Origin of the sequence: Pedobacter sp. UBA5917 (assembly GCF_002432345.1) — a bacterium.
GTDB lineage: Bacteria > Bacteroidota > Bacteroidia > Sphingobacteriales > Sphingobacteriaceae > Pedobacter.
Window position 1 is genome coordinate 1 of record NZ_DJDT01000358.1, and the last position, 14,195, is coordinate 14,195.

General features: G+C 42.1%; 11 protein-coding genes. 10 read left to right on the forward strand and 1 reads right to left on the reverse strand.

Annotated features, from left to right (window positions below):
* From B2V92_RS25055 to B2V92_RS25090, 8 genes are all read left to right on the forward strand, one after another.
* Nucleotides 1-483 (forward strand): MgtC/SapB family protein (locus B2V92_RS25055; protein WP_293313255.1); only part of this gene is annotated, 483 nt, incomplete at its 5' end.
* Between the two features lie 33 nt (nt 484-516).
* Entirely contained in the window at nt 517-3,222 is a 2,706-nt protein-coding gene (gene mgtA, locus B2V92_RS25060; protein WP_293313257.1) for a magnesium-translocating P-type ATPase, read from the forward strand.
* A complete protein-coding gene (locus tag B2V92_RS25065) occupies nt 3,213-3,359 on the forward strand; it encodes a hypothetical protein (protein ID WP_293313259.1) in 147 nt (48 codons plus the stop codon). Before mgtA ends, B2V92_RS25065 begins: the two co-directional genes overlap by 10 nt.
* Nucleotides 3,343-4,470, forward strand: a complete 1,128-nt coding sequence (locus B2V92_RS25070) for an efflux RND transporter periplasmic adaptor subunit (RefSeq protein WP_293313261.1) — start codon at nt 3,343-3,345, stop codon at nt 4,468-4,470. The genes B2V92_RS25065 and B2V92_RS25070 overlap by 17 nt, the downstream gene beginning before the upstream one ends.
* A gap of 24 nt (nt 4,471-4,494) precedes the next feature.
* Nucleotides 4,495-7,593, forward strand: a complete 3,099-nt coding sequence (locus B2V92_RS25075; RefSeq protein WP_293313263.1) for an efflux RND transporter permease subunit — start codon at nt 4,495-4,497, stop codon at nt 7,591-7,593.
* A gap of 2 nt (nt 7,594-7,595) precedes the next feature.
* A complete protein-coding gene (locus B2V92_RS25080) occupies nt 7,596-8,873 on the forward strand; it encodes a TolC family protein (protein WP_293313265.1) in 1,278 nt (425 codons plus the stop codon).
* 417 nt (nt 8,874-9,290) lie between these two features.
* Complete coding sequence (locus tag B2V92_RS25085) at nt 9,291-10,709, forward strand: inorganic phosphate transporter (protein WP_293313267.1); 1,419 nt, start codon at nt 9,291-9,293, stop codon at nt 10,707-10,709.
* Nucleotides 10,710-10,739: 30 nt separating this feature from the next.
* Nucleotides 10,740-11,561, forward strand: coding sequence for a universal stress protein (locus B2V92_RS25090; RefSeq protein ID WP_293313269.1), 822 nt, complete (start codon nt 10,740-10,742; stop codon nt 11,559-11,561).
* A gap of 533 nt (nt 11,562-12,094) precedes the next feature.
* Here B2V92_RS25090 and B2V92_RS25095 read toward each other — a convergent pair.
* A complete protein-coding gene (locus B2V92_RS25095) occupies nt 12,095-12,427 on the reverse strand; it encodes a hypothetical protein (protein ID WP_293313271.1) in 333 nt (110 codons plus the stop codon).
* A 120-nt stretch (nt 12,428-12,547) separates the two neighbouring features.
* Between B2V92_RS25095 and B2V92_RS25100 the strand changes: the two genes are divergently transcribed.
* A complete protein-coding gene (locus B2V92_RS25100; RefSeq protein ID WP_293313273.1) occupies nt 12,548-12,739 on the forward strand; it encodes a mitochondrial 54S ribosomal protein L40 in 192 nt (63 codons plus the stop codon).
* Nucleotides 12,740-12,887: 148 nt separating this feature from the next.
* Nucleotides 12,888-14,045, forward strand: coding sequence for a PepSY-associated TM helix domain-containing protein (locus B2V92_RS25105; protein WP_293313274.1), 1,158 nt, complete (start codon nt 12,888-12,890; stop codon nt 14,043-14,045).
* Nucleotides 14,046-14,195 lie beyond the last annotated feature (150 nt).

Genomic DNA, 14,195 nt, shown 5'->3' on the forward strand with positions numbered 1-14,195 from the left:
GCCGGCGTAATCATGAAAGATGGCCTCAATGTACGCGGTTTAAATACTGCTGCAACCTTATGGTGCTCGGCAGCCGTTGGTGCATCATGCGGAACCGGACTGATCTCAGAAGCAGCTGTTTTCACCACTTTTATTATCCTCACGCATATACTGATGCGCCCTGTAGGCGTAAAATTAAGTCGGCTGCCACTTAAAAACGCACACGTTCCGGTGCCCTATGTGATCATTATCAAATGCCGACAGGATGTTGAAAACCACCTGCGCGTGCTTTTACTACAATTTACCGGCAACGACAGTAAGTTATTGTTACGGTCGTTAAAAAGCACCGACGATGGCGATCCTTCTATCGCCATTATTACCGCCGAAATATTCGCCAATAGCAATGAAGATGCACTGATGGAAAAAATTGCCGGTCGGCTAACCATCGAACAACAGGTATCCGAAATCAGCTGGAACAAGGCCGGCGACGAAAACGATCTCTAAATAATCGAATTCCCATTCTTAATACATACACAAATGACAGTTGCAAAAAAAATCAAAAGAATACTTCCAGAGCACAGAAAAATTTGGTCGAACAACAACCAGGAAGCCGCAAGCACCAAGTTACAGAACATTTCAAGGGCCGACCATAATTTCTATTTCGCCGTGCTCGATAGCACTGAAGAAGGACTTACGGCCGTACAATCTAAAGAAAGGTTAAGCCGCTTTGGCTTAAATGAAGTGCATCACGAAAAAGCACCTGCATGGATCAGTCAGCTCTTTCAGGCCTTTATCAATCCCTTTATCGGCATACTGCTCATCATTGCCATCATCTCTTTTATCCTTGATGTTTGGTTGGCCGAACCCGGTAAAGCGGATTATAAAACCGTTACCATGGTGGGCATTATGGTTTTGGCCAGCTCACTGCTCCGTTTTTTTCAGGAGTACCGCAGCAACCGCGCTGCAGAACAGTTAAAGAGCATGGTTAAAACTACCGCAACGGTTTTAAGAAAACTGGTGGGCAAAAAAGAAGTCGACATTAAAAAACTGGTTCCCGGTGATATCATCATCCTTTCTGCAGGAGATATGATCCCCGCCGACTGTCGCATTGTACAGTCGAAAGACCTCTTCGTAAGTCAATCTATGCTTACCGGAGAAGCATTACCTGTCGAAAAACGGAGTCTTGTAATCCGCAATGCAGAGAAAAAGCCTTTGTTCGAACTTGATAACATCTGTTTTATGGGCACCAATGTAGTAAGCGGTTACGCTACGGCCGTGGTGGTAAATACCGGCAACCAAACCTATTTTGGCTCATTAAGTAAAGAAATTGTGGGTAAACGTGCCGAAACCAATTTCGATAAAGGCGTTAACAAAGTAAGTTACCTGCTTATCCGCTTTATGGTGATCATGGTACCACTTATCTTCCTGATCAACGGATTGATTAAAGGAAACTGGTGGGATGCACTGCTTTTTGCAATTGCAGTGGCGGTAGGTTTAACTCCAGAAATGCTGCCCATGATTGTAACCGCTAACCTGGCAAAAGGTGCGGTAAACATGAGCAAACACAAGGTGATTATTAAACGCCTCAACGCCATCCAGAATATCGGCGCCATGGATGTGCTCTGTACAGATAAAACCGGAACCCTAACCATGGATAAAATTGTGCTCGAAAGGCACCTGAATATTTTTGGCGATGATGATGAAGAGGTTTTAAAATGGGCCTACCTGAATAGTTTCCATCAAACCGGCTTAAAAAACCTGTTGGATGTTGCTGTGCTCGAACATGTAGAACTGCATGATTACCTGAAAGTAGAAGAATCTTTTTTAAAGGTGGATGAAATCCCTTTTGATTTTCAACGACGCAGGATGTCGGTCGTTTTAAAACAACGCAATAGCAAACACCTGCTCATTTGCAAAGGTGCTGTGGAAGAAATGCTCGATCTCTGCAGTTATGCTTTCGATCCCGGTACCGACAAACAGCTCCACATCGAATCAGACAAAGTGATGCCCATGAGTAAAACCATGCGTGAAATGATCCTCAATACCTCAAAAAAATTAAATGCAGAAGGATTAAGGGTTTTGCTGGTTGCCATCCGCGAATTCGACGACAGGGCTTTAAATTATAGTGTAGAAGATGAAAACCAGATGATCCTTACCGGTTTTATCGGCTTTCTTGATCCTGCCAAACCTTCAGCAAAAACGGCTATCGAGGCACTGCAAAACCTGGGTATCAACATCAAGGTACTTACCGGAGACAATGAAATTGTAACCAAAAAAATCTGCAAAGATGTAGGCATTCCTTTCAGCCGGATATTATTGGGCACTGAAATAGAAAAAATGGACGATCAGGATCTCCAGAACCAACTCGATGAAGTTTCAATCCTTGCTAAACTCAGTCCGGTTCAAAAATCGAGGGTGGTTAAGCTGCTTCAGGCAAAAGGCCATACCGTAGGTTTTATGGGTGATGGGATTAATGATGCTGTGGCTTTAAGAGATGCCGACGTAGGAATCAGTGTAGATACTGCTGTTGACATCGCAAAAGAAAGTGCCGATATCATCCTGCTCGAAAAAGACCTGATGGTTTTGCGCAAAGGGGTAATTTATGGCCGAAGGACTTTTGGCAACATCATTAAGTACATCAAAATGACCGCCAGCAGCAATTTTGGCAACATGTTCAGCATGCTGGGTGCAAGTGCGCTTCTGCCCTTTTTACCTATGCTCCCTGTTCAGATCCTGATCCAGAATTTATTGTACGATGTATCGCAGATTTCAATCCCATGGGATAAAATGGATGAGGATTTTATCAAAGAACCAAAAAAATGGGATGCGTCGGGCATCATGAGGTTTATGCTGTACATCGGGCCAATCAGTTCAATTTTCGATTACGCCATGTTCGCCGTCATGTTCTTTGTATTTAAAGCCAACAGTCCCGAACACCAGCAACTATTCCAAAGCGGCTGGTTTATAGAAGGTTTATTGTCGCAAACACTTATTGTGCACATGATCAGGACAAAAAAGATTCCTTTTATCCAAAGCTGGGCAACTACACCGGTAGTGGCACTTACATCGCTGATTATGTTCATCGGAATATTTGTTCCTTTTTCGCCTTTTGCAACCGCACTAAAAATGCAGCCCTTGCCTATTGCTTATTTCCCATGGTTAATCTGCATCCTGGCCAGTTATTGCATGCTTACCCAATTGATCAAAAACATGTACATCAAAAAATTCAACCAATGGCTTTAACCCGCTCCAATAAGTTATGGCTTTTGGCCATCCTCTACATGATCGTGATGGTTGTGCTGGTGGCCTGGTTCGAAATCCATTTTCACCGCAATAAAAATTCAATAAAACAAAGCAATCCATATGAAACTAAAAAATAACCCGATCCCTACAATATTCTTATTAATCGCGATGATGGTTACCCTCGGTGCCTGTAAACAGCAGACTCCAAAACAGTTACCCATTGGTATTACAGTGAATGGAGATTCAATTACCATTCCCGATCAGGATCCTTTAAAGGCAAAACTGAAAGAAAGCCTGGTAGATACAATTTCTTACAGTCGGCAGGTAGCCACTGCCGGAATAGTAAAAGCCATCCCTACACAATATGCAGAAATTGCCCCACCCTTTCAGGGCCGCGTAACCCGGTCGTTTTTAAAATTGGGGATGAAAACCACACCCACCACGCCTTTGTTCGAAATCAGTTCGCCCGATTTTATTACCGCACAAAAAGTGTTTTTTCAGGAAAAATCGCAGCTTCAGCAGGCTGAGCGCGCTTTAAAACGTCAGAATGATTTAATGGCACATGGCGTGGGTATACAAAAAGAACTGGAGGAAGCACAGACTACTTTTGATATAGAGAAAAAGGAGTATGAAAACGCGTTGATCGGCATTAAACTGTTCAAAGCCAATCCCGAAAAACTATCGTTAGGTCAGCCTTTAACCGTATATGCACCCATTAACGGCGAAGTAATTGAAAATAAAGTGGTATTAGGACAGTTTATTAAAGACGATGCCGCAAGCGTTGCCACTGTAGCCAACCTTTCGAAAGTGTGGGTTGTTGGGCAGGTGAAAGAAAAAGACATCCAATATATCCACGAAAACAGCACCTGTGAAATTGAAATCGCAGCAATACCCGACAAAAAATTAAAGGCAAAAATATACCGCATTGCACCCATCGTTGATGAAGAAACCCGCAGCATCGAGGTTTTTATCGAATGTGAAAATGAACACCTGCTGTTAAAACCGGGCATGTATGTTAATGTAAATTTTATTGCGGTACCGGGTGCCACAATTACCATCCCAACCAAAGCACTATTGCAGATGAACGGGGCCAGTTTTGTATTTGTTGTTGATGCCAATGGTAAATATGTAAAGAGAAAGGTTGAAACCGGCGACAGTGCAAACGATGGGGTAATCATTAAATCGGGGCTTAAAAAAGGCGAAAAAATAGTAACAGAAGGTGGCTTTTACCTGCTACAGGCCAAATAATTACGCCTCAAATCAAAAACATTTATGAAACAACTTATTTTTACCGCGATTAAAAAGCGCTGGCTTTTTGTTGCATTGTTTACGCTGCTCGCTGCATTTGGCTATTATTCGTGGAAACAGCTATCTATTGAGGCTTACCCCGATATTGCTGATGTAACCTCGCAGGTGGTTACCCAGGTACCAGGTTTAGCGGCAGAAGAAGTAGAACAACAGATTTCTATCCCCATCGAAAGGGCGTTAAACGGACTGCCGGGTATGCACGTGATGCGTAGCAGAAGTTTATTCGGCCTATCGTTAATTACCATGGTTTTTGATGATGGTATAGACGATTACTGGGCCAGGCAACGCATACAGGAAAGACTTGGCGATGTAAGCCTTCCGTTCGGGGCTGTTCCGGGTTTAGATCCCCTTACCTCGCCGACAGGCGAAGTTTACCGCTACATTATCGAGAGTAAAAACCACAACCTGAGAGCGCTTACCGATCTGCAAAACTGGACGATCATTCCTAAAATAAAGCAGGTTCAGGGTGTGGCCGATGTAACCAATTTCGGTGGTATTACCACTCAATATCAGGTAGAGGTTGATCCCTCTAAACTTACCCAGTATCAGGTTTCGCTGGCAGATGTACAAACAGCCATCGGCAGTAACAATACCAATGCTGGTGGTAGTATTTTAAACCGTGGCGAACAGGGTTATGTTATCAGGGGAATCGGTTTGGTAAAAGATTTACCTGCCTTGGGCGATGTGGTGGTTAAATCGGTTAAAGGTGTACCCATGCTGATAAAAGACCTGGGTGAACTGAAATATGGTACACTCGAGCGCAAAGGTGTATTGGGTTATACCGATCGTAAGGTAAATTACGATGATGGCATCGAAGGTATCGTAGTGATGCTTAAAGGACAAAATCCATCGGTTGTACTGGCCGGAATACACCAGGCAGTGGCAGAACTGAATAAAAACATCCTGCCCAAAGGCGTAAGCATACGGCCATACCTCGACCGTACAAACCTGGTAAATACCACGCTCGATACCGTTTCGCATACCCTCTTAGAAGGCATGGCATTGGTTATTGTAGTCCTCATTATCTTCCTTGGTAGTTGGCGGGGTGCGTTAATCGTTGCGATAACAGTACCGATATCATTGTTAATTGCTTTTATTTTGATGCATTTTACCAAAATACCGGCAAATCTTCTTTCATTAGGAGCCATAGATTTCGGAATTATAGTAGATGGCGCCATCGTGATGCTCGAAACCATCTTAAAAAAGAGAGAATCCGCACCTGACGAACCATTGGAAGAATTATCGATAGGGAAAAAGGCACTGGCAGTTGCCAAACCCATTTTGTTTTCAACCATTATCATCATTACCGCTTACCTTCCGCTTTTTTCATTCGAAAGAGTAGAGAAAAAACTGTTTACCCCAATGGCGTTTACCGTAGGTTATGCATTATTGGGTGCATTGGCTGTTGCGTTGTTGTTAATCCCTGGGCTGGCTTATGCCATTTATAAAAAACCAGGCAAAATTTACCACAATAAATGGCTCGAAAATCTTTCAGCATGGTACGAACGGCGGATGGTTAACATACTCCAAAAACCCAAAAAAGTATTGCTGCCATTGGTGCTTGTTTTGGTAGCAGCAATTACACTCAGTATTACCGTAGGTAAAGACTTTCTTCCTCCGCTTGATGAAGGTTCCATCTGGCTGCAGGTATCGCTCCCGCCAGGTGTTACGCTCGAAAAATCAAAAGAAATGAGTAATGCGTTAAGGGCCGCTACGCTAAAACATCCCGAAATTACCTATGTAAACGTTCAGGCGGGGCGTAATGATGACGGAACCGATTATTTTACGCCTTCGCACTTTGAAGTTTCAGTGGGATTAAAACCTTATGCCGAATGGAAAAGCGGTTACAGTAAGGCCGATCTGATAGCCGAACTTTCAAAAGAATACGCTGCCATGCCCGGTTACTCCGTAGCTTTTACCCAACCCATGATTGATGGGGTAATGGATAAAATAGCCGGTGCCCACAGCGAGTTGGTGGTAAAGGTTTTTGGTAACGATTTTAAAGAAACCAGGCGCATTACCGAACAGGTGGTAAATACCCTGCACCAGGTTAAGGGCGCTGTAGATATTGCCATTGATCAGGAGCCGCCACTACCTCAGTTGCAGATCAGGGTAAACCGCGATGCGGTAGCGAGATACGGACTGAACATGAACGATGTAGCCGAACTGGTAGAGGTGGCCATTGGCGGAAAAGCCGTATCGCAGGTATTTGCCGGCGACCGGGTTTATGATGTCATCTGCCGTTACAAAGAAGAAAGCAGGGATACACCTGATAAAATTGCCAACCTGATGTTACATGCTTCAACAGGTGCATTAATTCCGCTATCGCAGGTTGCTGAGGTTAAAACCGATCTGGGAGAAAGTTCCATTTCGAGGGAAATGAACCGCAGGCAACTTACTGTAAGGCTAAATTTAAGAGGGGTTGATCTTGGTTCTTTCCTTAAAGAAGCACAGTCGAAAATTAACCATGAAGTGAAATACGATACCGAGAAATATAAAATTGAATGGGGCGGTCAGTTCGAAAACCAGAACCGTGCTTATGCAAAACTGGCTGTGGTGGTACCTCTGGCATTGGCCATTATGTTTCTGCTGTTGTATGGTGCTTTTGGGAAATTCAGACAGGCGGGTTTAATTTTGGGCATTGTTCCCCTTGCCCTTTTTGGTGGCATGCTGGCCCTTAATTTAAGGGGAATGACCTTAAATGTGTCTTCGGCAGTCGGTTTTATTGCACTGTTTGGCGTTGCCATACAAAATGGCGTTATTCTTATTTCGCACATCAACGATTTGCGTAAAGAAGGTTACGATTTACTCCAGGCCGTAATCCGTGGGGCAAGGCACCGTTTCCGACCGGTATTAATGACTGCCACAGTTGCCGCACTGGGGCTTCTGCCGGCATCTTTGGCCACAGGCATCGGGTCGGATGTGCAGCGACCATTGGCAACGGTAATTGTATACGGTTTATTTGCCGCAACAGCCATTACTTTATTCGTTCTGCCAGCACTTTATTATTTATCAGAAAACAAATGGGGCAAGAACGATTTTAATCCATCCCCAAATCCATAATCATGAAATTTCAATATATTTTATCATGCTTTTGCCTGTTCAGTTTGATACAGGCAAAAGCACAAACAAATAACAGCTTCAATCAGCCGAAAATGTCCATTAAACAATACCTCAACCTCGTTGGTCGCGAAAATATCGGCTATGCTGCACAAAAATTTGAGGTAAACATAGCAGAAGCCGGTATCGAAAGTGCAAAGGTTTTTCCCGACCCCGAATTTTCTGCTGGTGTGTTCGATAATCAACAGGCCAAATTAAAATTAGGTCAGGGGATTACTTTTGGCTTATCAACCACTTTAGAACTCGGGGGCAAAAGAGCGGCGAGAATTGCACTTGCCAAAAGCGAAACGGAATTAAACAAAGCACTTTTGCTCGATTATCTCCGTAATTTAAGGGCCGACGCGGCTTCAGCTTATTATGATGCCATCCAACAGGATTATTTATTGCAACTGCAGTTACAATCGTACCAAACCATGAAACACATTGCCGATGCCGATTCGGTACGTTTTAAACTCGGTTCAATTTCCGAAACCGATGCCCGACAATCGCGCTTAGAAGCCAACAACCTGCAAAACGGACTTTTTCAAAACGAAGCCGACTGGAAAAACGCAAGGCTTATAATGAGTACCTTTGCAGGAAAGAAAAATCCGGATACACTCATCAGCCCTGCGGGAAAATTTGAAAACCTGGACCGTTCATTAAACTTTCAGCAGCTTATAGATGAAGCACAAAATAACCGGGCCGATGCCATTGCCGCTTTAAACACCAAAACCATGGCCGATAAAAACCTGGCGTTGGTTAAGGCAAACCGGATAACCGACCTTGGGGTAAATGCCGGACTCCAGTTTAACGGTGTTTCGGCCAATGAAGAGGCGCCCACCCCCTATCATAAAACCGTTAACGTTGGCATCAGCTTTCCATTAAAGTTTTCGAACCGGTATAAAGGCGACCTTAAAGCTGCGCATTTCACCATCCGGCAGGCAGAGCTGAAACATGAGGGTATATTACAGCAGATCAGATCGGAAGTTTCGCAGGCCTATTTCAATTATTTTGCCGCACAGAAACAGGTAAAACAATACCAAAACGGTTTGCTAAGCGAAGGAAAAAAGATACTTGATGCCAAAATCTACAGTTACAAACGGGGTGAAACTTCTTTGCTCGAGGTACTCAATGCGCAACGCACTTATAACGATACGCAACAGGCCTTTTATCAATCGCAATCCAATTATGCAAAAGCCCTGGTAGAACTGGAGCGTGCTGCCGGGATATGGGATATCGAATAAAACCAGCCCAAAATTAAAAACGGGATAAACTGGCAAGGCGCCTATTTATCCCGTTTATCGAAACAAGCCACAACATCCATCAAGGCTTATTAACTAACCAAATAATAACCAATATCTATGATATTTATACCACAAAACTAGCATGGGAAGATGAACAAAAAATGAAGTTTTGCTTTTAAAAGAGCAATTTCATTTTACAACACATTATTATTTTCTTTAAGCCATCTAAACCTTAAAATAAAAAACGATAATCGTTTAAAAATACTGTTTTAGGTAAATGATGTTAAAAAAACAACCATGCACTTTAACGTATTGATAACAATCATTTAACATTCAAAACGATTTAAATCAGTTAGTTATTCAGTTATTTGAAAGCGCAGATACGTGATCTGCACCATCAATATCCAAACTGATTTTATGCCGTCTTTTTGTACCATTATACCCTTTTTAGGAAACACCGATTTAAGTACTCCATTGGCCATTGTTTTTATTGTCTGCCTGCTCGCCGTAGTTGGATTTGAATTTGTGAATGGCTTTCATGATACGGCCAACGCAGTTGCCACCGTAATTTATACCAAGGCACTAAAACCCATAATTGCCATTCCATGGTCGGGTTTTTGGAATTTCATGGGTGTATTTACCGGCGGGATTGCTGTAGCAATGGGTATTTTAAAACTTGTTCCCCTTGATGCACTCATGAGCCTTCCTGTTGGCGTTGGCGCCGCAATGGTTCTGGCGGTATTGCTGGCTTCTATTGCCTGGAACCTCGGTACCTGGTACCTGGGCATCCCCTGCTCGAGCTCACACACCATGATCGGCGCCATGATCGGGGCCGGCTTAGCTTTTACCTGGTATTACGGTGGTAAAGGTGTAAACTGGGGCAAGGCCGAAGAAATTGGTTTATCCTTAATTTTATCGCCCATTATAGGTTTTGGAATAGCCATACTGCTGATGTATTTTTTAAAACATGTAATTAAATACCATGCCCTTTTCCATATTCCCACAGGCGAAAACGATCGTCCGCCTTTATTGATCAGAGGTTTGCTGATTACCACCTGTACTTTGGTAAGCTTTTTCCACGGCAGTAACGACGGACAAAAAGGTGTGGGTTTATTAATGCTGATCCTTGTTGCATTCCTTCCTGCTAAATTTGCAGTAAACCACCATATTTCTAACGACAAAGTGTTGCTTCAGCTTAACCAGACCGAGCAGGTGCTCCAAAAAACAGCTACGCTTAATCATGGTAAACAACTTGATATTACCAAACTGATCAATACAATAGATAAAGCTAAATATCATCTGCTGCTTAAAAATGAAACCGACAAAAAAAATACTTATATTTTCCGTAAACAGATTGAAGAGGTAGTAACTTCTGTAAAAGCGGTAAAGGAAGATAAGACATTGGTGATTAACGCAGCGGATAATCAAATTCTGGCCGATAATGCATCTGAACTCTCAAAACTTGTAGAATTTGCACCGCTCTGGGTAATCCTTTTAATTTCCATTTCGCTGGGTTTGGGTACCATGATCGGCTGGAAACGCATCGCCGTTACTATAGGCGAAAAAATCGGGAATGAGCATTTAAACTATGCCCAGGGTGCCACTTCCGAAATCGTAGCCGCCTCTACCATCGGGTTGAGTACGGCCTTCGGTTTACCGGTGAGTACCACACATGTATTATCGAGCGGTATTGCAGGTGCAATGGTGGCCTCGGGCGGAAGAAAAAACCTGAATAACAACACGCTTAAAAATATCGGTTTGGCCTGGGTACTTACTTTACCGGTATCCATTATATTGGCCATGTTATTGTTTATGCTCTTTCACCTGTTTATTTAACAGTTTCAATATTAATTATCTCTACAAAAAATGAAACAGATACTTGTAGCAACGGATTTTTCGAAAAGTGCAGGGAATGCCCTTTCTTATGCATTGGCTATGGCAAAAACGCTGGGTATGGAGGTTGTGGCCATCCATGCTATCCATCCTACCGAAGGGATAAACAACAGCACTTATAACGCCATTTTTATCGAATCGTACTACGCAAATAAAAGGGCTGCCTTAAAAGAATGGGCAGAAAATATCAGTCAGAAAGATAACCTTACCGATGTAAAGCTCCAAACCCTGTGTGATGTAGGTTTTTTAAAAGCAGTAATTACCAAACATACCGAAACAAACCCTGTAGAACTGCTGGTAATGGGTATTACAGGCGCCACAGGTATCAGCGGCATTGTGGGCAGCAATGCAAGTATGGCCGTTACCAAAATGAGGATACCTACACTTATTGTTCCTTTGGAAAGCAGTTTTACCAATTTCCCGATCATTACCCTCGCTACCGATTACGAAACGGTACTTTCGCCCAAAGATGTTGCAGCACTTAGCGAGCTTTTAAAAGCTTCCGGAACGAGAAAAATGCAGGTACTTTATGTTGCCGAAAAATCGGACGAGCTACACATCCAAACCGGCGAAAAAAGAATCAGAGACCTGCTACCGGATACTGAAATAGACTTTAATTACATTCATGATAGCAGCGCACCCAACGGCATTATCGATTTTATCAAAAGCAACCATACCGATATCCTCTGTCTGGTTAAACACCATCATAATATTATTTACCGCCTGTTTACCAGCAGTACAGTTAACCAGGTAATGAACAAAACGGTAAAAGCGATATTGGTTTTGCACGAGTAAGAGGGATGGAAAATGTAAAATGGATGATGGAAGACATCAGTTAAATCACCAATGATCAGCAGCGACCGTTTTAAAAGTTTCCATGGGTACAAGCAATGGATGTATGGCGGTTGGCGTTTTTTACTAAACGTTACCATGAATTACTTTGACAATCTTTTGGCAATGTGCCTATAAGATTGTCAAAGTTAGGTTCGTTCAGCATATAATTCTAGTAAACTTTCTCGATACGTCACCCTGAATTTATTTCAGGGTCTCACTGCAACATACATCCTGAACATAGGTTTATAATCAATGGTGAGCGCACGAGGAGTCAATTATAAAAATATTTTCTGTTAAATATCTTTCTGTCTACTTGTCATCCTGGGCCTAGTCGGGGGTATGATGGAGTTATATTATAGATCCTGAAATAAATTCAGGATGACGGCTACTCGGAAACTTTGGATACAGTTAACCGATTAAACAATTAACCAGTTAACCAATTGCAGTACCAATGAACAAATGACCAATGAACCAATGAACCAATAAACCAAAGCTTATTTCTTCACCTTCCGATAAAGTCTCTCAATCTTCTTCGCGTCTTTTTTAAACGTTTCGAGGTAATCTTCTACTTCTTTTTTGGATAAGGTTTCTACCTTGGCTTTAACGTCGTTCTTAAAATGGGCCACTGCAAGCAACTGGTTTTTATTATCGCGGAATTTCACATTCGGAAAAAGCTCGGTAATATGGCGTTTATTCCTTTCCCTGATTTCGCTTAATTTGGTAAAGGATTTAGGATGTTTATCGCTGTTGATATCGGTAAGGGCATCGAAATAGTCGTAATCTCCGATATAATTGATGAGATTTAAAGTAACAATATTAGTATCCATATTATACATTTGTTTCAGTTAAATATACTAAGTTTTGTGTATGGTATACACTTAGTAATATTATTTTTATAAAGTAAATCGAAATAACATTAACAAAACCAGATCAGCAATATTTTAACAATGGATAATAAAACAACCGCACTAAAAGATGGCGATCAATGCCTGGTTATCGCCGGAACGCATAAAGGCAAATCGGGCACAATCCGAGATATCAATACCAGTAAAACCGGACATGTTACCATTACGGTAGTACAGCAAAATTCAGACAGGTTTAAAACCCTGATGAGAAATGTGGTAGCGAAGCAATCATAAATCGACACTCTTACTTTGATTAATTTTGTTGTTTGTAATAATAGTATAACACAGTCAATTCTGGATAAATTCTTATTTTAATTTATTCTAAATTAACTTACTTTTGCTGCTATAATTCTATCCCAAACAGATAGCCAACAAACATTTCATGAGCTTAGGCACAAACAACAAAACTGCAGCTAAAAAAAACGCGTCGAAATCTCTCCCTGGTAAAATAATTTCTTTCTTACACCTTTGGCTTGGATTATTGGCCGGAAGTGTACTCATTGTGGTTGCTTTAACAGGCTGCATCCTATCTTTTGAAGATGAACTTACACCAATGTTATTTTCGAAAGAACAACAGGTAACACCAAAAACAGAACGTTTGTCTATCGATTCGCTGGTTGCGGTTGCCAAAACCAATTATCCCAAAAAGAAAATTTTCAGGGTGATGCTTTCTTCCAAACCTGATAGAAGTGTAAAAGCGACCTTTGGAACCAAAAAACTTGGTTACGATTATGTGTACCTCAATCCTTATTCGGGCGAAATCCTCTCAAAAGGCAAAGAAAATAAACGTTTTTTTACCGTTGTACTTAATCTTCACCGTTTTTTACTGGCAGGAACTGTTGGAAAAGCTATAACAGGTATTTCCTGTGCCATTACTTTTTTCATGACAATCAGCGGGCTTTACCTCTGGTGGCCTAAAAGCAGAAAAGTATTAAAACAGCGTTTAGTGGTAAAGCAGAACGCATCCTTTAAAAGAACCAACTGGGATCTTCATGCCGTAGGTGGTTTTTACGTCATGATTTTCCTCTTCCTGATTACTTTAACGGGATTGATATGGAGCTACGACTGGGTAGAAAACCTGATGTTTAAACTTACCGATGGAAAAGTTTCAAAACCTGAAGTAGTGAAACAACCTGAGGTAAAAGGGAAAAAAGAAGCAGGACTTTATGAAAAAATGGTGTCGGCTACCAACACCATTTACGCACATAAGGGTGATTTAACCATCAATTTTCCCGATAAAAAAGATAAACCGGTGCTGGTTTCCAAAGAAAACGGCGAAGCCAGGGTAAATACAGTAGATCAGGTTTATTTTAACAATCGAAATGGCGAATTGATCGAAAAACGTCCGTTTTCCGGTTTAAGTTTGGGTAATCAGCTCCGTAAAATGAACAAACCCATACATACGGGCAGTATTTTTGGCTGGCCGACCAAATTGCTGATGTTTATTGTGGCATTATTAACAGCGTCGTTGCCAATTACCGGCTTATTGATTTATTTAGGAAGAGGTAAGAAGAAGAAAAAGGTGGCTGCGGTTAAGTGAACTCCGTCATCTCGATCCGACAGCTATCGGATGAAGCGAAGCGAAATGTAGATCCTTCGACAAGCTCAGGATGACAAGTAAAATAAAATGGCCGTCATCTCGATCGGAGTATCGCGGAGCGCCCGCCTGCTTCGGGCAGGGAGAGATCTA

Coding starts and splice junctions, on each gene's coding strand:
- B2V92_RS25095 (WP_293313271.1), bottom strand. CDS start 12,427: ATGGATACTAATATTGTTACTTTAAATCTCATCAATTATATCGGAGAT.
- B2V92_RS25090 (WP_293313269.1), top strand. CDS start 10,740: ATGAAACAGATACTTGTAGCAACGGATTTTTCGAAAAGTGCAGGGAAT.
- B2V92_RS25100 (WP_293313273.1), top strand. CDS start 12,548: ATGGATAATAAAACAACCGCACTAAAAGATGGCGATCAATGCCTGGTT.
- B2V92_RS25065 (WP_293313259.1), top strand. CDS start 3,213: ATGGCTTTAACCCGCTCCAATAAGTTATGGCTTTTGGCCATCCTCTAC.
- B2V92_RS25070 (WP_293313261.1), top strand. CDS start 3,343: ATGAAACTAAAAAATAACCCGATCCCTACAATATTCTTATTAATCGCG.
- B2V92_RS25075 (WP_293313263.1), top strand. CDS start 4,495: ATGAAACAACTTATTTTTACCGCGATTAAAAAGCGCTGGCTTTTTGTT.
- mgtA (WP_293313257.1), top strand. CDS start 517: ATGACAGTTGCAAAAAAAATCAAAAGAATACTTCCAGAGCACAGAAAA.
- B2V92_RS25080 (WP_293313265.1), top strand. CDS start 7,596: ATGAAATTTCAATATATTTTATCATGCTTTTGCCTGTTCAGTTTGATA.
- B2V92_RS25105 (WP_293313274.1), top strand. CDS start 12,888: ATGAGCTTAGGCACAAACAACAAAACTGCAGCTAAAAAAAACGCGTCG.
- B2V92_RS25085 (WP_293313267.1), top strand. CDS start 9,291: ATGCCGTCTTTTTGTACCATTATACCCTTTTTAGGAAACACCGATTTA.